Annotated in this window: 19 protein-coding genes and 2 tRNA genes; 17 read left to right on the forward strand and 4 right to left on the reverse strand. The window is 62.3% G+C overall.

Translation table 11 applies throughout. The annotated features are described in order from the left end of the window. Window position 1 precedes the first annotated feature (1 nt). The 5 genes from AC3WUT_RS05975 (at window position 2) to AC3WUT_RS05995 (ending at window position 2,288) form a co-directional block, all read left to right on the forward strand. A tRNA-Gly gene (locus AC3WUT_RS05975) sits at window positions 2-77 on the forward strand. Between the two features lie 141 nt (window positions 78-218). Then, a tRNA-Leu gene (locus AC3WUT_RS05980) sits at window positions 219-311 on the forward strand. Window positions 312-632: 321 nt separating this feature from the next. Beyond that, window positions 633-1,253 carry a DUF6806 family protein gene (locus AC3WUT_RS05985; protein WP_492346173.1) on the forward strand — a complete coding sequence of 207 codons (621 nt, stop codon included), beginning with the start codon at window positions 633-635 and terminating at the stop codon, window positions 1,251-1,253. Continuing rightward, window positions 1,177-1,806 carry a YgjP-like metallopeptidase domain-containing protein gene (locus tag AC3WUT_RS05990; RefSeq protein ID WP_492346174.1) on the forward strand — a complete coding sequence of 210 codons (630 nt, stop codon included), beginning with the start codon at window positions 1,177-1,179 and terminating at the stop codon, window positions 1,804-1,806. Before AC3WUT_RS05985 ends, AC3WUT_RS05990 begins: the two co-directional genes overlap by 77 nt. A 173-nt stretch (window positions 1,807-1,979) precedes the next feature. Beyond that, entirely contained in the window at window positions 1,980-2,288 is a 309-nt protein-coding gene (locus AC3WUT_RS05995; protein ID WP_492346175.1) for a high-potential iron-sulfur protein, read from the forward strand. A 63-nt stretch (window positions 2,289-2,351) separates the two neighbouring features. Here AC3WUT_RS05995 and murI read toward each other — a convergent pair whose 3' ends face one another. Next, the gene (gene murI, locus AC3WUT_RS06000) at window positions 2,352-3,212 is read right to left on the reverse strand and encodes a glutamate racemase (RefSeq protein WP_492346176.1); all 861 of its coding nucleotides are present in this window, start codon (window positions 3,210-3,212) and stop codon (window positions 2,352-2,354) included. 90 nt (window positions 3,213-3,302) lie between these two features. Then, complete coding sequence (locus AC3WUT_RS06005; protein WP_492346177.1) at window positions 3,303-4,853, reverse strand: fumarate hydratase; 1,551 nt, start codon at window positions 4,851-4,853, stop codon at window positions 3,303-3,305. 169 nt (window positions 4,854-5,022) lie between these two features. Here AC3WUT_RS06005 and fumC point away from each other — a divergent pair, with 169 nt between their 5' ends. Next, a complete protein-coding gene (fumC, locus tag AC3WUT_RS06010; protein ID WP_492346178.1) occupies window positions 5,023-6,411 on the forward strand; it encodes a class II fumarate hydratase in 1,389 nt (462 codons plus the stop codon). Between the two features lie 30 nt (window positions 6,412-6,441). Here the strand turns inward: fumC and AC3WUT_RS06015 are convergent, their stop codons facing one another. Further along, a complete protein-coding gene (locus tag AC3WUT_RS06015; protein WP_492346179.1) occupies window positions 6,442-7,044 on the reverse strand; it encodes a YqhA family protein in 603 nt (200 codons plus the stop codon). Between the two features lie 201 nt (window positions 7,045-7,245). On the opposite strand from AC3WUT_RS06015, the gene acs reads away from it, so the two are divergent. Both acs and AC3WUT_RS06025 read left to right on the forward strand, forming a co-directional pair. After that, on the forward strand, window positions 7,246-9,231 hold the full coding sequence (gene acs, locus AC3WUT_RS06020; RefSeq protein WP_492346180.1) for an acetate--CoA ligase: 1,986 nt from the start codon (window positions 7,246-7,248) through the stop codon (window positions 9,229-9,231). 364 nt (window positions 9,232-9,595) lie between these two features. Further along, window positions 9,596-10,126 (forward strand): pilin, encoded by a 531-nt coding sequence (locus tag AC3WUT_RS06025; RefSeq protein WP_492346181.1) that lies wholly within the window; start codon window positions 9,596-9,598, stop codon window positions 10,124-10,126. A 54-nt stretch (window positions 10,127-10,180) separates the two neighbouring features. On the opposite strand, the gene AC3WUT_RS06030 is transcribed toward AC3WUT_RS06025, so the two are convergent. Further along, entirely contained in the window at window positions 10,181-10,624 is a 444-nt protein-coding gene (locus tag AC3WUT_RS06030) for a universal stress protein (protein WP_492346182.1), read from the reverse strand. 106 nt (window positions 10,625-10,730) lie between these two features. Between AC3WUT_RS06030 and AC3WUT_RS06035 the strand changes: the two genes are divergently transcribed. From AC3WUT_RS06035 to AC3WUT_RS06075, 9 genes are all read left to right on the forward strand, one after another. Beyond that, a complete protein-coding gene (locus AC3WUT_RS06035) occupies window positions 10,731-13,151 on the forward strand; it encodes a heavy metal translocating P-type ATPase (RefSeq protein ID WP_492346183.1) in 2,421 nt (806 codons plus the stop codon). Next, entirely contained in the window at window positions 13,151-13,288 is a 138-nt protein-coding gene (gene ccoS, locus AC3WUT_RS06040) for a cbb3-type cytochrome oxidase assembly protein CcoS (protein WP_027476915.1), read from the forward strand. The genes AC3WUT_RS06035 and ccoS overlap by 1 nt, the downstream gene beginning before the upstream one ends. Window positions 13,289-13,350: 62 nt before the next feature. Then, window positions 13,351-14,787 carry a cytochrome-c oxidase, cbb3-type subunit I gene (ccoN, locus tag AC3WUT_RS06045; RefSeq protein ID WP_492346184.1) on the forward strand — a complete coding sequence of 479 codons (1,437 nt, stop codon included), beginning with the start codon at window positions 13,351-13,353 and terminating at the stop codon, window positions 14,785-14,787. 13 nt (window positions 14,788-14,800) lie between these two features. Then, the gene (ccoO, locus tag AC3WUT_RS06050) at window positions 14,801-15,439 is read left to right on the forward strand and encodes a cytochrome-c oxidase, cbb3-type subunit II (protein WP_019573067.1); all 639 of its coding nucleotides are present in this window, start codon (window positions 14,801-14,803) and stop codon (window positions 15,437-15,439) included. A 9-nt stretch (window positions 15,440-15,448) separates the two neighbouring features. After that, the gene (locus AC3WUT_RS06055) at window positions 15,449-15,586 is read left to right on the forward strand and encodes a cbb3-type cytochrome oxidase subunit 3 (RefSeq protein ID WP_027476917.1); all 138 of its coding nucleotides are present in this window, start codon (window positions 15,449-15,451) and stop codon (window positions 15,584-15,586) included. A 20-nt stretch (window positions 15,587-15,606) separates the two neighbouring features. After that, a complete protein-coding gene (gene ccoP, locus AC3WUT_RS06060; RefSeq protein ID WP_492346185.1) occupies window positions 15,607-16,527 on the forward strand; it encodes a cytochrome-c oxidase, cbb3-type subunit III in 921 nt (306 codons plus the stop codon). A 76-nt stretch (window positions 16,528-16,603) separates the two neighbouring features. After that, entirely contained in the window at window positions 16,604-18,067 is a 1,464-nt protein-coding gene (gene ccoG, locus AC3WUT_RS06065) for a cytochrome c oxidase accessory protein CcoG (protein ID WP_492346186.1), read from the forward strand. A gap of 12 nt (window positions 18,068-18,079) precedes the next feature. Next, window positions 18,080-18,379: a FixH family protein gene (locus AC3WUT_RS06070; RefSeq protein WP_492346187.1), complete on the forward strand. Its 300-nt coding sequence runs from the start codon at window positions 18,080-18,082 to the stop codon at window positions 18,377-18,379. Between the two features lie 57 nt (window positions 18,380-18,436). Beyond that, on the forward strand, window positions 18,437-18,733 hold the full coding sequence (locus tag AC3WUT_RS06075) for a hypothetical protein (RefSeq protein ID WP_492346188.1): 297 nt from the start codon (window positions 18,437-18,439) through the stop codon (window positions 18,731-18,733). The last annotated feature ends 20 nt before the right edge of the window (window positions 18,734-18,753 follow it).

The following is an 18,753-nucleotide window of genomic DNA, read 5'->3' on the forward strand; positions in this document are numbered from 1 at the left end:
TGCGGGAATAGCTCAGTTGGTAGAGCGCAACCTTGCCAAGGTTGAGGTCGAGAGTTCGAGACTCTTTTCCCGCTCCAAATTTCAAAAAGGGAAGCCCAGGCTTCCCTTTTTTCTTGTCCGCATCGCTGCGGCCGGGGTGTCCGGGTCGCGTTATGATGCGCGCCTGATCCGATCAGGCCGCCCGGCTGCTTGCTCGCATGCCCTGGATTGATCGGTGGGCCCCGATGGTGAAATTGGTAGACACTGCGGACTTAAAATCCGCCGCTTTCCGTAAAAGGGGCGTGCCGGTTCGACCCCGGCTCGGGGCACCAAATTTGGCTTTCAAGCCATCTCACACCACCTCAAAACCCGCGCGCTGCAAGGCGTGGCGGGTTTTTTTATGCTGGCTGGGGGTTGGGGCGACTGGCGCGTTCTGAGAACTCTCTTGTTCATTCCGGCGAGGCTGCTTCGGACAAAGTGCGCTATTGGGGCGTGCTTCAGTGGCTCAAAAGCCTTTCGTCGGCTTGGCGCCGTGCCAAAATGAGTGCAGGTCTGCTTGGCGCTCAGCCGGTGGTTCCCCCCCTAGCCAGGGCCATTCGCCAATCAGGTTCGGACCCGATGGGTCTGTTTCGGGGCACTATTACCATTGAATCATGTCAAGTTACAACGCCCCTTTTGAAATCCACGTGCATGGTCAAGTGCAGTTGCGTGGTGATGTTCTGTTTGATCAGTTGCAAGAGGCTTTGAAGCCGCTTTGGCACTACGCCGGCGCGCGATCCTTGGCTGATGGGGCGACCAGCGCCTACGACGAAGAGCCGGGGATCAAATTCGACCCCAAGGAACACCTGCTGCAGATGTGCTGGACGGTGCGGGGCGACGAGGATTTTCGCCAGTCGCTGGACGAGATGTGCATGAATCTCAATGAGATTTCCGAGCAGGGGGCGGCGATCGAAGTCACCTTCTATGACGCCGAGTTTGACGAAGAGGAAGAAGACCGTGGCGCCGAGTCGCGCGATGATTTTCTGATGCTGTTCGTGGGGCCCAACCCGGCCGCCATCATGCAGGTGCAGCGTGACCTGCTGGTGCAGGACGTGGTGAACATGATGGAGCGTCATTTTGATGGCTCCGAGTTGGGCGGGGTGGTGGGCGAGATCGACAAGCTGTTCTCGCAACGCTTTGATGATCTGGTCAACTCGCTTGAGATTGGGCGCCCGCCGCGTGGTTCGGGTGGCTCTGGTCATGGTGGTGGCCGCCGGCCCCGTCATCTGCACTGAGTCAGGCGCCGTGAGCGAGGCGGTGCTGGTCTCAAAGTACCTGGCGGCCTACCCCGAGTCGTTGCAACAGCAGGCTGGGCGTTTGCTGGCTTCGGGGCGCTTGCCTGACTGGTTGATGGAGCGCTACCCCGCGCCGCACGGTTTGCGTACCGATGGCGCCTTGTATCGCCATGTCGAAGCACTGAGGCAGGAGCACCTGCGCCAAACCCCCCGGCTGGACCGGGTGGTGTACGACAGCAAGATCCATGTGGTGCGCAATGCGCTCGGCTTGCACACCATCAGCTCGCGGGTGCAGGGTGGACGCCTCAAGGCCCAGCACGAGATCCGCATCGGCGCCTTGTTCAAGGATGCCCCGGCCCCCTTTTTGAGCATGATTGTGGTTCACGAACTTGCGCACCTTCGCGAACGCGAACACAACAAGGCGTTCTATCGGCTTTGTGAACATCTGGAGCCGTCCTATCACCAACTCGAATTGGATGTGCGTCTTTACCTGACCCACGTGGAGGCGGGCGGTCGACGGTTGTGGGGCTTGCCTGACGTTGCGTCGGCTTGATCTGCGCTCGGCCTGGCCAGCGGGCAAGACGGGTCATCCAGAATTGTCCGGGGTTGGCGCTCAGTCTTGCTTTGGCTCAAGGTGGGCAGGTCGGGGTGGGTTCACAATGCGCTGCCAGCTTCGCAAGGCGCTGGCGTTTTACAAATCAAGACTCTCCCCACCTGAGGTTTGCCATGTCCAATCGTCGTCAATTCTTCTTCCAACTGAGTGCTGGTACCGGTTTCGTGCTGGCCGCTTCCTCTGTTCGCGCTGCCGCTCCGATGGTGGCCGACAACGACCCGCAGGCTGCAGCCCTGGGCTACAAGGCTGACGCCACCAAGGTCGACAAGAGCAAGTTCCCCAAGTACGCCGCTGGCGACCATTGCGGTAGCTGTGCGCTGTTCCAAGGCAAGGCCTCTGACGCGGCTGGTGGCTGCCCGCTGTTTGCCGGCAAGCAAGTGGCGACCAAGGGCTGGTGCAGCGCCTACGCCAAGAAGGCCTGATCGCCTTCTTTCGGTCTGAATTTTTCAGTCTGAAACAGATGAAAGCCGGCCTTGTGCCGGCTTTCATCGTTTGGGGAGGGGCTGGCAGGGCCCGGAGGCTTCTGGCAGCCAGTGTTGGATGGCACGCTCCAGGTGCTCGACCTCGCCCGTGGTGAACCAGCTCACCTGGCCAGAGGTCGCCAGAGTCTCGGGACGGCCCTGCAGGCGAAGCTGCCCGCTTTGCAGCAGCCGCCGGTAGGTTTGTTCGGCAACGGGCGCCCCGGTGTCCAGTACCGTCACATGGGGCGGCAGTTCAGACAGCCAATGTGGCAGCACCAGTGGGTAGTGGGTGCAGCCCAGCACCAGGGTGTCGGGTGTGCTGGTGCCCTCAGTCCAGGGCCCGGTCTGGGCCAGGTATTGCCGGCAATAGTGGGCAATGCGCCGGTCGTCCTGATGCTCGATGGCATCGGCCAGGCCATCGCAGGGTTGGCAGCGGATGTCCAGCCCCGGGTCTTGCTGACCCAGCAGGTGTTGAAACTTGGGGCTGTTGAGGGTGCCCCGTGTGGCCACGACCGCAATATGGCCAGTGCGCGTCAGCTGCGCTGCCGGCTTGAGGGCTGGCTCCACCCCGATCACGGGCAACTGGGGCCAATGCTGTCGCAGCTCGTGGATGGCGGCGGCGGTGGCGGTGTTGCAGGCGACGACGACCGCCTTGGCCCCGAAGCCCACGAGCGCTTCGGTCATGACCCGGGAGCGATCCCGAACAAATTCGTCGCTGCGTTCGCCATAGGGGGCGTGGCCGCGGTCTGAGATGTAGACGAAGTCTTCCTGGGGCATGCGCTGGCGCAGGGCCTTGAGGATGCTCAGACCGCCAATGCCGCTGTCAAAGACCCCGATGGGGCCCGAGGCGCCCTGGTGGGGCGCCTGAAGAGGTGTGTTCAACATGGATGAACCAAGGGCACTGGTGAGGCCCCCGCGGGTCGGGGGGGGGCAGCGGAGGGCCTGACCGTGTGGCCCGGCCCTCACAGCCGGGTATCAGGCGCCGGCGACCGAAATACCTTTGAATTCGCCCGTGGCGATGCGCTTTTGCCACTCGGCCGGGCCGGTGATGTGGGCGCTGGTGCCACCGGCATCCACGGCCACGGTCACGGGCATGTCCACCACGTCGAACTCGTAGATGGCTTCCATGCCCAGATCGGCAAAACCCACCACCTTGGCGGCCTTGATGGCCTTGGATACCAGGTAGGCGGCGCCACCCACGGCCATCAGGTAGGCCGACTTGTGCTTCTTGATGGCTTCGATGGCGACCGGGCCACGCTCGGCCTTGCCCACCATGGCGATCAGCCCGGTCTGGGCCAGCATCATTTCGGTGAAGCCGTCCATGCGGGTGGCGGTGGTGGGGCCGGCGGGGCCGACGGCCTCGTCCTTGACCGGGTCCACCGGGCCCACGTAATAGATCACGCGGTTGGTGAAGTCGACCGGCAGCTTCTCGCCCTTGGCCAGCATGTCCTGGATGCGCTTGTGGGCGGCATCACGGCCGGTCAGCATCTTGCCGTTGAGCAGCAGGGTGTCGCCCGGCTTCCAACTGGCGACTTCGGCCGGGGTCAGTGTGTTCAGGTCGACCTTGCGGCTCTTGTTGTAGTCGGGCGTCCAATCGACATTGGGCCACAGGTCCAGGCTCGGCGGGTCGAGGTAGACCGGGCCCGAGCCGTCCATCACGAAGTGGGCGTGGCGGGTGGCGGCGCAGTTGGGGATCATGGCCACGGGCTTGCTGGCGGCGTGGGTGGGGTACATCTTGATCTTGATGTCCAGCACGGTGGTCAGGCCACCCAGGCCTTGGGCGCCGATGCCCAGGGCGTTGACCTTTTCGAGCAACTCCAGGCGCAGTTCTTCGACCTGGGTGAGTTTCTCGCCCTTGGCAGCCTTGGCCTGCAGTTCGTACATGTCCAGGTCGTCCATCAGGCTTTCCTTGGCCATCAGGACGGCCTTCTCGGCGGTGCCGCCGATGCCGATGCCCAGCATGCCCGGCGGGCACCAGCCGGCGCCCATGGTGGGCACGGTCTTCAGCACCCAGTCGACCACGCTGTCGCCGGGGTTGAGCATGACCATCTTGCTCTTGTTTTCGCTGCCGCCGCCCTTGGCGGCCACGGTCACTTCGACGGTGTTGCCAGGCACGATCTCGGCAAAGATCACGGCCGGGGTGTTGTCCTTGGTGTTCTTGCGGGCGAACTGGGGATCGGCCACCACCGAAGCACGCAAGGTGTTGTCAGGGTGGTTGTAACCGCGGCGCACGCCTTCGTTGATGGCGTCGTCCAGGCTGCCGGTGAAACCTTCCCAACGCACGTCCATGCCCACTTTCAGGAACACGTTGACGATGCCGGTGTCTTGGCAGATCGGACGCTGGCCGGTCGCGCTGAGCTTGCTGTTGGTCAGGATCTGGGCGATCGCATCCTTGGCCGCCGGACTCTGTTCGCGCTCATAGGCACGTGCCAGATGGGCGATGTAGTCGGTGGGGTGGTAGTAGCTGATGTACTGGAGGGCCCCGGCGATGGAGTCGATGAGGTCGCTTTGCTTGATGGTGGTCATGGTTCTTCGTGGGCTGGAAGGGACAATGCGGGATCCGGTGGGGGCTGGCCGTCTGGCGGTCCCGCGCGATTATCCCAGGGGGTGAGCGCAAAAACCGGGCACGCCAGCAGCTTGCCCGAATCACGGGCAGGCGGTATTTTGACAGGTTGAAACAACCCGAGGTCGCGTCATGTCAACTCGCATCGAAGTCGACTCCTTTGGACCCATTGATGTTCCGGCCGATCGGCTATGGGGGGCACAGACCCAGCGATCACTGCAGAACTTTGCCATTTCAGGGGAGCGCCAACCGCGTGAACTGATCATGGCACTGGCCCAGATCAAGCGGGCCTGCGCCTACGTCAACCAGCGCCTGGGGCTGTTGTCTTCCCCCAAGGCCATGGCCATCATTGCCGCGGCCGAAGAAGTGCTGGAAGGGCGCCACGATGACCAGTTTCCGCTGGTGGTCTGGCAGACTGGCTCGGGCACGCAGACCAACATGAACCTCAACGAGGTGCTGGCCAACCGGGCCAGCGAGTTGCTGGGGGGGCCGCGTGGGCAGGGGCGGTTGGTGCACCCGAATGACGAGGTGAACTGCAGTCAATCTTCCAACGATGTGTTTCCCACCGCCATGCATGTGGCCGCTGTCGATGCCTTGACCCATCGCCTGCTGCCAGCGCTGCTGCAGTTGCAGACGGTGTTCAGCGAGCAGTCGCTGGCATTTGCCGACATTGTCAAGATCGGCCGCACTCACCTGCAGGATGCCACTCCGCTCACCTTGGGGCAGGAGTTCTCGGGCTATGCGGCCCAACTGCAGCACGCCGAGCGCCATGTGCGCGATGCCATGCCGCATTTGTGCGAGCTGGCCCTGGGGGGCACCGCGGTGGGCACCGGGCTGAATGCGCCGCCGGGCTACGCGCAGGCCGTGGCGGACGAACTGGCCGGCTTGACGGGGTTGCCCTTTGTGACGGCGCCGAACAAGTTTGAGGCCCTGGCTTCGATGGATGGCATCGTGCACGGCCATGGCGCGCTCAAGTCGCTGGCGGCCAGCCTCATGAAAATTGCCAACGATCTGCGCTGGCTGGCCAGCGGGCCCCGCTGCGGCATTGGTGAGATTGCCCTGCCCGAGAACGAGCCGGGCTCTTCGATCATGCCGGGCAAGGTCAATCCCACCCAGTGCGAAGCCCTCACCATGCTGGCGGTGCAGGTCATGGGCAACGATGTGGCCATCAACCTGGGGGGCGCCAGCGGCAATTTCGAACTCAATGTCTTCCGGCCCATGGCGGCCCACAACTTTTTGCAAAGTGTGCGTCTTTTGGCCGATGGCATGAACAGCTTCCGCGTGCATTGCGTGGTGGGCATCGAGCCCCAGCGCGGGCGCATTGCCGAGTTGCTGGAACGCTCGCTCATGCTGGTCACGGCGCTGAGCCCCCACATCGGGTACGACCGTGCCGCTCAGGTGGCCAAGGCGGCTCACCGCGATGGGGTGAGCCTGCGCGAGGCGGCCTTGGCCTTGGGCTTTGTCACGGCCGAGCAGTTCGATGCCTGGGTGGTGCCGGCCGCCATGACCCGGCCGGGTTGAGCGGGCCAGGGCGGGTGGGTCGGCCTGGTTTCAGTGCGGGTCGGGGTGTTGTCCGCCCATCAGTCGATCGGTCAGGGCGATCGCCAGGGCCGACAACAGGAACGTGATGTGGATCGCCGTCTGGGCGATCAACACGCGGTCGGAGTAGTTGTCGGCATTGATGAAGGTCTTGAGCAGGTGGATCGAGCTGATGCCGATGATGGCCGTGGCCAGTTTGACCTTCAGCACCGATGCGTTGACGTGGCTCAGCCATTCGGGTTGGTCCGGGTGGCCTTCCAGGTTCATTCGGCTGACAAAGGTCTCGTAGCCCCCCACGATCACCATGATCAGCAGGTTGGAAATCATCACCACATCGATCAAGGCCAACACGACCAGCATGATGATGGTCTCGTTGAGGGCATGGATCTCGGCGCCTGTCTTGTAGCCAATGCTGTTCACGAGCGCCTGAAGTGCTGTCTGGCTGCCAAAGGCGGCTTCAATCAGATGCACCAGTTCCACCCAGAAGTGAAACACGTAGATGCCCTGGGCCGCGATCAAGCCCAGGTACAGCGGCAATTGAAGCCAACGACTGGCAAAGATCAGGGCAGGCAGCGGGCGCAGTGGCGAGGCTTTGGGTGGAGTGGGTGAACTCATGATTGAATTTTCTGAACGATTGTGGCCAAGTCTAGGTTGTAACAAACGATACCGAAAACCAACGCAATGCCCGTCCCGAATACCGGTCATGTCAGCAACCCCGCTGTTGAGCGGCTGTAAGCTTGACGCCAGTCAGAGCGCTGTAAGGGCCAAGGGTCACATTTACGCGCAAATAGCCCTATCGAACCGAAGGAGACAAGCATGAGTGCCAACCCCCAAGCAGGCGACAACGCCGCCGTGTATCTGCCCAGCGAGGCGTTCGTCAAGAACGCCCACGTGTCAGGCATGGCCGCCTATGAGGCGCTGTGCAAAGAAGCCGAAACCGACTACCAGGGCTACTGGGGTCGGCTTGCCAAGGAACTCATCACCTGGAAGACGCCCTTCACCCAGGTGCTTGATGAGAGCAATGCCCCCTTTTTCAAGTGGTTTGCTGATGGCACGCTGAATGCCTCCTACAACTGCCTGGATCGCAACATTGAGCGTGGCCTGGGCGACAAGACCGCGCTGATCTTCGAAGCCGACGGCGGTGAGGTCACCAAGATCTCGTACGCTGACCTGCTGGCCAAGACCTGCCAGATTGCCAATGCTCTGAAGTCGGTTGGCATCGGCAAGGGCGACCGCGTCATCATTTACATCTCGATGTCGATCGACGGTGTGGCCGCCATGCAGGCCTGTGCCCGCATTGGCGCCATCCACTCGGTGGTGTTTGGTGGCTTCTCTGCCCAATCGGTGCGGGACCGCGTGCAGGACACCGGCGCCAAGGCCATCATCACCGCCGACCAGCAGGTGCGTGGTGGCAAGCACCTGCCCCTCAAGGCCATCGTCGACGAGGCCCTGGCACTGGGTGGCTGCGAGTCCGTGCAGAACGTTCTCGTGGTGAAGCGCACGGGTGCCGACATCGCCATGACCGCGGGCCGCGACCTGTGGATGGCGGATGTGGCGGACAAGCAGCCCACGACCTGCGAACCGGAATGGGTCGAGGCCGAGCATCCCCTGTTCCTGCTCTACACCTCGGGCTCCACCGGCAAGCCCAAGGGCGTTCAGCACTCCACCGGCGGCTACCTGCTGCATGCCGCCTTGACCACCAAGTGGACCTTCGACCTGAAGGCCGACGACGTGTTCTGGTGCACGGCCGACATTGGTTGGGTGACCGGCCACAGTTACATCACCTATGGCCCGTTGGCGCTTGGCGGCACAGAGATCGTCTTTGAAGGTGTGCCCACCTACCCCGACGCCGGCCGTTTCTGGAAGATGATCCAGGACCACAAGGTCAGCATCTTCTACACCGCGCCGACGGCCATCCGCTCCTTGATCAAGGCGGCCGAGGCCAACGCCGCAGTGCACCCCAAGAGCTACGATCTCAGCAGCCTGCGTCTGCTGGGTTCGGTGGGCGAGCCGATCAACCCGGCGGCCTGGGAGTGGTACTACCGCGAAGTCGGCGGCAACCGTTGCCCCATCGTCGACACCTTCTGGCAGACCGAGACCGGCGGCCACATGATCACTCCGCTGCCTGGCGTGACGCCCATGGTGCCGGGTTCGTGTACCCTGCCTTTCCCGGGCATCCAGGCCGCCATCGTGGATGAAACCGGCAAGGATGTGCCCAACGGGCAGGGCGGCATCCTGGTGGTCAAGAAGCCATGGCCTTCGATGATCCGTACCATCTGGGGCGATCCGGACCGTTTCGTGAAGAGCTACTACCCCGCCGACTTCCAGGGCAAGTACTACCTGGCCGGCGACGGTGCCATCCGCGACGAGAAAACAGGCTACTTCACGATCACGGGTCGCATCGACGACGTGCTGAACGTGTCGGGTCACCGCATGGGCACCATGGAGATCGAGTCTGCCCTGGTCAGCTGCACCGAACTGGTGGCCGAGGCCGCCGTGGTGGGCCGCCCTGACGACACCACCGGCGAGGCCATCTGCGCCTTCGTGGTGCTGAAGCGCCCGCGCCCCGTGGGCGACGAGGCCAAGGCCATCGCCAAGCAGTTGCGCGACCACGTGGCCAAGGAAATCGGCCCCATTGCCAAACCCAAGGACATCCGCTTTGGCGAGAACCTGCCCAAAACCCGGTCGGGCAAAATCATGCGCCGCCTGCTGCGCAGCCTGGCCAAGGGCGAGACCATCACCCAGGACACCAGCACGCTGGAGAACCCGGCCATCCTGACCCAACTCGACGAAACCTATTGATCTCGTCCTGAGCTGAGCCGCTTGATCCCCGCCTTGTGCGGGGATTTTTCATTGAGGCCTGGGTGGCAGACCCTTGACCACAGCTTGTCACTGTAATTTCTGCCAAAGGGTGTGACACGCCCGGCCCCGTCGACGGGGCATTCCGTCTCGTGTCAACGGTTGATCGATGTCGGCAGGCGTCTTGGTCCTCCCGTCTCATCTTTCCTGGAATCCCGTCGGGCGCTCAAGATGGTGTGGCGCGGCAAGTGACGGGATGCCAGCGGTGTTACAGCCTGCAGCCTGGAAGGCGCCGTATTTGACTACCTTGTGAACCCAGCCCTGGGGCAGATCGCTCCTGTGGGGCCGTTCAACACAAGGAGGCAATATGAGACAGCATGCACAAAGTGGCTTCACGCTGATCGAGCTGATGATTGTGGTGGCCATCGTCGGCATCATGGCGGCGGTGGCCTTGCCGGCGTACCAGGACTACACGACCCGTACCAAGGTCACCGAGTTGATCCTCGCAGCAGCGCCTTGTCGGGTGGCGGTAAGTGAGCTTGTTCAGACGGCGGCAGAGGCTGATCTGAGCAAGCGATTTGAGGGCGTGTGCCCGTCGCAGGCTACCAAGTACGTTGAATCGGTTGCTGTTGGCAGCAATGGTGAAATCACGGTCACCGCCAATAAAGTGACACTTTCAAGGCTGGGTGACGGGCCCAAGGTTTTGACGCTCACACCCGTTGTGAGCAAGGGGAGCGGTGATGCCCGCACCTACGAAGCCCTTGACGGCACCACGGCTGGCGGCGCAACCTTGAACGGCTGGGCCTGTGGCGCACGGGAGGCCAACACGTCGATCAAGGGCCATACCACCATTGATGCCAAATACCTGCCCGGCAGCTGCCAGGGCAGATATCCCTGAGCCTGCGGCGGCGCCCGCCAGCGCGCATGCCGGCGGGGCGCAGGCAGGTTTCGCTCAGCGCAGCACCAGCACCGGGATGGTGGAGTGGGTCAGCACCTGTTGCGTTTCGCTGCCCAGCAGCAGGCGCTTGATGCCTTTGCGACCATGCGAAGCCATCACGATCAGGTCGCACTTGTGTTTCTTGGCGGCGGCCAACAGGGCTTCGGCGATCAGGTCGGACTTGACGACGACCGATTTGGCCTTGAGTCCGTTTTCGGTGGCGGCCTTCTTGACGGCATCCACCACCGCCTGACCGTGATCGGTCCATTCCTTTTCGATGCGGCCCACTTCGTCGACGCTCAACGGCACCGAACCCTCGAAGTAGCTTTGCGGGTAACGCGGCACCACCTTGACGGCCACCAGTTCGGCACCCGCCAGCGTGGCCAGGTCAATGCCGGTCTTGACGGCCTTCTGAGACAGTTTGGAACCGTCGGTTGCAACAAGAATTCGCTTGTACATGAGGATCTCCTTGGGCTTCAGTAGAGGTCAGATTAGCGATCGAGCGCATTTTTTGGCTTGATCTGAATCAAGAGGGTGACACAGAATCGCGGTTAGGCTCAAGCTCATGATTTCCGCAAGCCCCGTGCCCCTTTCTTCGCTTGACCTGCTGGCGCCCCCGACGGAAGCCCAGCCGGTGGGGCGTGCGGCTGCCCGCGAATCTGAGCGACTGGGTTTGCTGGACGATCCCCATGAATGGCCGGTGTTTGGTCGCCGATGCGATGACACCGGGCCCTCCGAGGTGCCATCCGCTGCGGCCGCATCGGGCCCTTGGGAGTCTCAGGTGGTGCTGGAGGGCATGCACTGTGCCGCTTGCGCGTTGACCATCGAGCAGGCCTTGCTGGCGGTGCCGGGCGTTGTGGAGGCGCAGGTCAATGCGGCCACGCACCGTGCGCGCGTGGTGTGGCAGCCTGCCCAGGTCTTGCCGTCTCGCTGGATGTCGGCCGTGGGGTCTGCCGGGTATCGTGCCCTGCCGGCGCGCGATGCCTTCACCGTGGAGTTGCGTCAGCAGGAGCAACGGCGTGCGCTGTGGCGCCTGGGTGTGGCAGGCTTTTGCATGATGCAGGTCATGATGTACGCGTGGCCAGCCTACGTGGCCAATCCGGGTGACATGACCGACGACATGGCGCAACTGTTGCGCTGGGCCTCCTGGGTGCTGACCTTGCCGGTGATGCTGTTTTCGTGCAGCCCGTTTTTCCGAAATGCATGGCGTGACGTGCGGCAGCGCCGCATCAGCATGGATTTTCCGGTCGCCCTGGGCATGGCGGTCACCTTCGTGGTCAGTTCGGCGGCCACCTTCGATGCCAGCGGTCCCTTGGGCCATGAGGTCTATTACGACTCACTGACCATGTTCGTGTTCTTTTTGCTCACCGGCCGCTGGATGGAGCTGCGCCTGAGGGATCGCACGGCGGGGGCCCTGGAAGCCTTGATGAACCGCTTGCCAGACAGCGTGGAGCGCCGTGGCGCTGATGGGTTGTTCGAGCGCGTGGCGGTGCGCCGTCTGGGGGTGGGGGATGTGGTCCGTGTGCTGCCCGGCGAGGGCTTTCCGGCCGATGGCGAGGTGCTGGAGGGCGAGACCCTGGTCGACGAGGCTTTGCTCACCGGCGAGTCGCGTCCGGTGCGTCATGCCACAGGCTCATTGGTGACGGCGGGCAGCCACAATCTGTCGGCACCTGTGCTGGTGCGTGTGGCACGCCTGGGGGCTGAGACCCGCTTTGCCGAGATTGTCTCGATGATGGAGCACGCCTCCATGGACAAGCCTCGCCTGGCCTTGCTGGCAGACCGGCTGGCCCGTCCATTTTTGTTGGCCGTGCTGGCCGCGGCGGTGCTGTCCGCTGCCTGGTGGTGGTCGGTTGATCCGGGGCGAGCGCTGATGGTGGCCGTGGCCGTGCTGATCGTCACATGCCCTTGTGCTTTGTCGTTGGCCACCCCGGCCGCCATGTTGGCTGCGGCGGGGGCCTTGGCACGCCAAGGTGTGCTGGTGCGCAATCTGCAGGCGCTGGAAGCCCTGGCCGAAGTGGATCAGTTTGTCTTTGACAAGACGGGCACGTTGACCCGCGATGGCATGACGGTGCAGGCCATGCGCGTGCGGCCTGGTGTTGAGCCTTTGATGGCGCTGCGACTGGCCCGTGGTTTGGCGGCGCATTCGCTGCATCCTGTGTCGCGCTCCGTTCATGCTGCCCTGGGATTGATCCCGTCGTTGCGCAAGGAGGGGGCGGCGCCTGAAGACTTGTCTCCCGCCGTGCTGGCAAAGGTGCGAGAGGTTTCAGGCTCCGGGCTGGAGGGGCGGGCCGATCTGATGGGCCGAGGTGAAGCCAGCTACCGACTGGGTTCGGCCAGTTGGTGCGGCCTGAGCGCTGCAGAGGTCGACCGGGCAGGGGACCTGCAGCAGGTCTACCTGGCCGATGAGCAAGGTTGGTTGGCCACCTTTGAACTGCGGGAAGACGTGCGAGAGGATGCCGCCGAGGCCGTGCGTCACCTGCAGGCGCAGGGCGTGGGGGTGGCCCTGCTTTCGGGTGATCGTGCCGCGTCGGCCGGGCGGGTGGCGGGCCAGGTCGGTATTGCCCGCTTTCATGGCGACTGTGCCCCGGCCGACAAGCTGGCGATCATGCGCGAGGCCCAGCGTGAAGGGCATCATGTGGCGATGGTGGGTGATGGGCTCAATGATGGTCCGGTGCTCGCCGGTGCGCATGTTTCTTTTGCTTTTGGCAACGCAGTCCCGTTGGCACGTTCCCGTTCCGATTTTGTGGTGATGGGCGGGCAATTGTCGCGTTTGCCCGACACCGTGGCGCTGGCCCGTCGCACCTTGCGTGTGGTCCGCCAAAACCTGATCTGGGCAGCAGGCTACAACGCGATCTGTGTGCCCCTGGCGGTGGTGGGCTGGTTGCCTGCCTGGTTGGCCGGCCTGGGCATGGCCTTGAGTTCACTGATCGTGGTGCTCAACGCGGCCCGCCTGTCTTTGCCCAGCCTGTCTTTGCGGAGCCCATGATGGATATTCTTTTTCTGCTTATTCCGCTTTCGGTGGCCTTGGTGCTGCTGATTCTGGGGGGCCTGTGGTGGGCAATCCACCATGGGCAATTTGAGGGCGTGGAGCAGGAGGGAGAGCGGATTCTCAGGAACGATTGACGCACGTCAATGCACCTGTGCACGTTCGCTCTGACACTCGATCAGCAACTTAGAGGTAACCGATGAAGTCATCCAATACACAAGCTGCCCTGTACAACGACACCGTGGTCAGGCAGTTCTCAATCATGGCGGTGGTCTGGGGGGTGGTTGGCATGCTGGTGGGCGTTGTGATCGCCGCCCAGCTTGCTTGGCCCGAACTCAATTTAGGCATTCCATGGCTCAGTTATGGTCGCTTGCGACCTTTGCACACCAACGCCGTGATTTTCGCGTTCGGTGGTTGTGCGCTGTTTGCCACCAGCTACTACGTGGTGCAGCGAACCTGCCAGGTCCGTCTGTTCGCGGGTCCCTTGGCGGCGTTCACGTTCTGGGGCTGGCAATTGGTGATTCTGGCGGCGGCCATCAGCCTGCCTCTGGGTTACACCACCGGCAAGGAGTACGCTGAACTTGAGTGGCCGATCGACATCCTGATCACGCTGGTGTGGGTGTCTTACGCCATTGTGTTCTTCGGCACGGTCGGCATGCGCAAGGTGCGTCACATCTATGTGGCGAACTGGTTCTATGGCGCCTTCATCATTGCGGTGGCCATCCTTCACCTGGTCAACAGTGCTGAAGTGCCGGCTGGCTTCATGAAGTCGTACTCGGCCTACGCCGGTGTGCAAGACGCCATGGTGCAGTGGTGGTACGGTCACAATGCGGTGGGCTTTTTCCTGACCGCAGGCTTCCTGGGCATGATGTATTACTTCATCCCCAAGCAGGCTGGCCGTCCGGTCTACTCGTATCGCCTGTCCATCGTCCACTTCTGGGCGCTGATCTTCACCTACATGTGGGCGGGTCCTCACCACCTGCACTACACGGCTCTGCCTGACTGGACCCAATCGGTCGGTATGGTGTTCTCGCTGATTCTGCTGGCTCCGAGCTGGGGCGGCATGATCAACGGCATCATGACCCTGTCGGGTGCCTGGCACAAACTGCGTGACGACCCCGTCCTGCGCTTCCTGATCGTGTCCCTGTCGTTCTACGGCATGAGCACCTTCGAAGGCCCGATGATGTCCATCAAGACCGTCAACGCCCTGAGTCACTACACCGACTGGACCGTGGGCCACGTGCACTCGGGCGCCCTGGGCTGGGTGGGCTTGATCTCCATGGGTTCGCTCTACTACCTGATCCCGCGTCTGTTCGGCAAGAAGACCATGTACTCGGTGAAGGCCATTGAAGTCCACTTCTGGACGGCCACCATCGGCATCGTGCTGTACATCGCTGCGATGTGGATTGCCGGCGTGATGCAGGGTCTGATGTGGCGCGCCATCAATGCCGACGGCACGCTGACCTACACCTTTGTTGAAGGCGTCAAGGCGACCTTCCCGTTCTACGTGATCCGCGTGTCCGGTGGTCTGCTGTACCTGGGCGGCATGATCGTCATGCTCTGGAACACCTGGATGACTGCCATCTCGGGTCGCTCGGTCGATACCCCGGTGCCTGCTGTGGTCGCCCACGCTTGAGGAGAGAAAAACCATGAGTCAACACAACGCAAATCAAGCGGCTCCCGGCGCCTTCTCGCATGAGCGCATCGAAACCAGCAACTTCCTCATGATCGTTCTGATCCTGCTGGTGGTGGCGGTCGGTGGTCTGGTCGAAATCGTTCCGCTGTTCTTCCAGAAGTCGACCACCGAGCCGGTGAAGGGCGTGCAGCCTTACACCGCCCTCCAACTGGTGGGCCGCGACATCTACATCCGCGAAGGCTGCTACAACTGCCATTCGCAGATGATTCGTCCGTTCCGCGCTGAAACCCTGCGTTATGGCCACTACTCGGTGGCTGGCGAGTTCGTGTATGACCACCCCTTCCAATGGGGTAGCAAGCGTACCGGTCCCGATCTGCAACGTGTGGGCGGCAAGTACAGCGATGAATGGCATCGCATCCACTTGAACAACCCGCGTGACGTGGTGCCTGAGTCCAACATGCCGGCTTACTCCTGGCTGGACAAGTCCACCATCGATCCCGCTGTGGTGGCTCCTCGCATGAAGGCCTTGCGCACTGTGGGCGTGCCTTACACCGACGAGCAGATCGCTGCCGGTGGTGACGAAGTCAAGGGCAAGACCGAACAGGACGCGCTCGTGGCCTATCTGCAATCCTTGGGTCGTGCCCTCAAGTAAGGAGTCGTGATGGACATCACCACCCTTCGCATTGCAGCCACGCTGGCCTGCTTCGTGACCTTTGTCGGCATCATGGTGTGGGCCTTCTCGCGCCGCAATGCCGCAGGTTTCCAGGAGGCTGCACAGCTTCCCTTTGATCAAGACTGAACACAGAACGAGAGAGCACCATGAGTGACTTCACAAGCAACTTCTGGTCGGTGTACGTGTCGGCAGTGACACTGGGGGGCATTCTTGCCTGCCTGTTGCTGCTGTGGATCGCGTCCCGCAAGAAAGTGGCCGCCACGGCGGACAACACCACTGGCCACATCTGGGATGAGGACCTGCGTGAAATGAACAACCCACTGCCCCTGTGGTGGGTGGGCCTGTTCATCATCACCGTGGTCTTTGGCCTGGGCTACCTCACGTTCTACCCGGGCCTGGGTGACTTTGCCGGCAAGCTCGGCTGGTCGACCGCCAATGAGTACGAGAAGGAAGTGGCCAAGGCCAACAAAGAGCTCGAGCCCCTGTACGCACGCTTCACCAGCATGTCTGTGGAAGATGTGGCCAAGGACCCGCAGGCTGTGGCGATTGGCGAGCGTCTGTTCATGAACAACTGCGCTCAGTGCCACGGCTCTGACGCCCGCGGCAGCAAGGGCTTCCCGAACCTGACCGACGGCGATTGGTTGCATGGCGGCACGCCCGAAAAGATCACCGAGACCATCACCGGTGGCCGCATCGGCAACATGCCTCCCATGGCCGCTGCCGTGGGCACGGCTGATGACGTGAAGAACGTGGCCAACTACGTTCTGAGCCTCTCGGGCAGCCCCCATGACTCGCTGCGTGCATCGCTGGGCAAGGCCAAGTTTGGTGCCTGCGCTGCCTGCCACGGCGCTGACGGCAAGGGTAACCAGGCGCTGGGTTCAGCCAACCTGACCGACGACATCTGGCTGCATGGCTACGGTGAAGCCGCGATCATCAGCATGATCAACAACGGCAAGACCAACCAGATGCCGGCCCAGGCCGAGAAGCTCACAGCGGCTCAGATCCATGTGTTGGCGTCCTATGTGTGGGGCATGTCCAACCTGGCTCCCGCCAAGGCTGCCAAGTAAGGCTTGACCCTTGCGCCCGCCCGGACGCTGATTGACGTCCGGGCGGGTTTTCCTTTTCAATCGTGATGAGGCCCTGATGGGCCTGATCGGGGACTGCAGTTTGGAACCCACCTCAGGCGATCGTCGCAAAATCATTCCCATCGTTGCTGCCCCCGACGACAGCGCCGAGTTGGTGTCTCTGTACGCTGCCCAGCAGAAGATCCATCCCCGCTCTGTCAGCGGCTTTTTCAGTCAGTGGCGCTGGGCGCTGGTGATCTTCACGCAACTGGTTTTCTATGGGCTGCCCTGGCTGGAGTGGGGGCAACGCCAAGCCGTGCTCTTTGACCTGGGTGCGCGCCGCTTTTTCATTTTTGGCCTGGTTCTTTACCCCCAGGACTTCATCTATCTGACAGGCTTGCTGGTCATCTCGGCCTTGGCACTGTTCCTGTTCACGGCCGTCGCCGGCCGACTCTGGTGTGGCTATGCCTGCCCGCAAACTGTCTACACCGAGATCTTTCTGTGGATCGAGCACCACATTGAAGGGGATCGCCAGGCCCGCATCCGCCTCGATGACGCGCCGCTGAGCCTCGAAAAGATCGTCAAGCGCAGCTTCAAGCACATCGTCTGGCTGACCTTGTCGGTCTGGACGGGTTACACCTTTGTGGGCTATTTTTCACCGATCCGGGATCTGGGCATGGCCTTTCTGACCACTCAGATGGGGGGCTGGGAGATCTTCTGGGTGCTGTTCTATGGCTTTGCCACCTATGGCAATGCCGGCTTCATGCGCGAGCAGGTGTGCAAATACATGTGCCCCTATGCCCGCTTCCAGAGCGCCATGTTCGACAAGGACACCCTGATCGTCACTTACGACGAGGCCCGCGGTGACCCTCGTGGCTCGCGTTCACGCAAGGCCGATCCTGCGGCGCTGGGCCTGGGGTCCTGTGTGGATTGCAGTCTGTGTGTGCAGGTCTGTCCGACGGGCATCGATATCCGCAAGGGGCTGCAATACGAATGCATTGGTTGCGGTGCCTGCGTGGACGTGTGCGACACCGTGATGGACAAGATGAACTACCCGCGTGGGCTCATCCGTTACTCCACTCAGAACGCGGTCTCCAACCAATGGGGGCGGCCCGAGATCATGCAGCGGGTGTTCCGGCCGCGGACCATTCTGTATGGCGTGGTGTTGCTGGCCCTTACCGTGGGGTTGCTGGCCAGTCTGGTGCTCAGAACCCCGCTCAAGGTCGACATCGTGCGTGACCGGGCAGCGCTTTCGCGCATTGTGTCCGGTGGGAAGCTTGAGAACGTCTACCGCCTGCAGATCATGAATGCGACCGAGAAAGAGCAGACCTATGTGATCAAGGCAACGGGCCTGGATGGCCTGGAGGTGGCCTCCGAGCAACAGGTGGTCATCGAGCCGGCCCAGTCGCGTTGGGTGCCGGTGCGCCTGCAGATACCTTATGGTGCGGTTCCTCCAGGGTCTCACACGGTCTACTTCGCTGTCGGCGAAGCAGCCGGTGGTGCCCATGTGTCTGAAAAATCTGTTTTCCTGGTGCCTCGCTGAGGTCAATGCCCTATGAACTCTTCCATCCCCTCCAAGTCTTCTGCCGCTGAGCCGACACCGCGTCCCTGGTGGACCCATGGCCATGTCTGGATGATCATTTCCGGTCCTGCCATTGTGGTGGTGGCGGGCTTTGTCACTTTGTGGCTCGCCATTCGCACGCCCGACCCGGTCATTGAGGCCGATTACTACAAGCGCGGTATCGAGATCAACCGGACCTTGCCCGATGTGGATCCCAAAGCCATGATGCCGGCCCTGCAGGGCCGCAACCACGCGGTCACCCCGACTCAGGATATTCCCGAGCCCAAGCGTTAAGCCTCTTACCGATTGGGCAGATGAGGGCTAGGATGGTTCAAACAACCGGAGAGCCTCATGCTGAATCAGCGCTTGATGTGGATCGCCTGGCCGGCCTTTTTGGTGGCAGGCGTGCTTGAAATACTGGTTTTTGCCGTCGTCGACCCCAATGATCTGTCATGGTTCGGCCAACCTGTGGAGTTGTCTCGCCAGGGGGTTTACACCATCGCCTTCTTTGCGTTCTGGGTGTGTGCGATCGTATCCAGCGGCTTGACCACGTTGCTGGCACAGTCGCCGTTCGAGGTCAATCGCTGTCCGCTGCCGGGTTCCGACCGACCCGATGGCTGTCCCAAGCAAGAGGCTTCCTGCGTCTGACGCCTTGTGGGTCTGTTGCT

Source organism: Curvibacter sp. EU05-FHT14A10 (assembly GCF_058791075.1).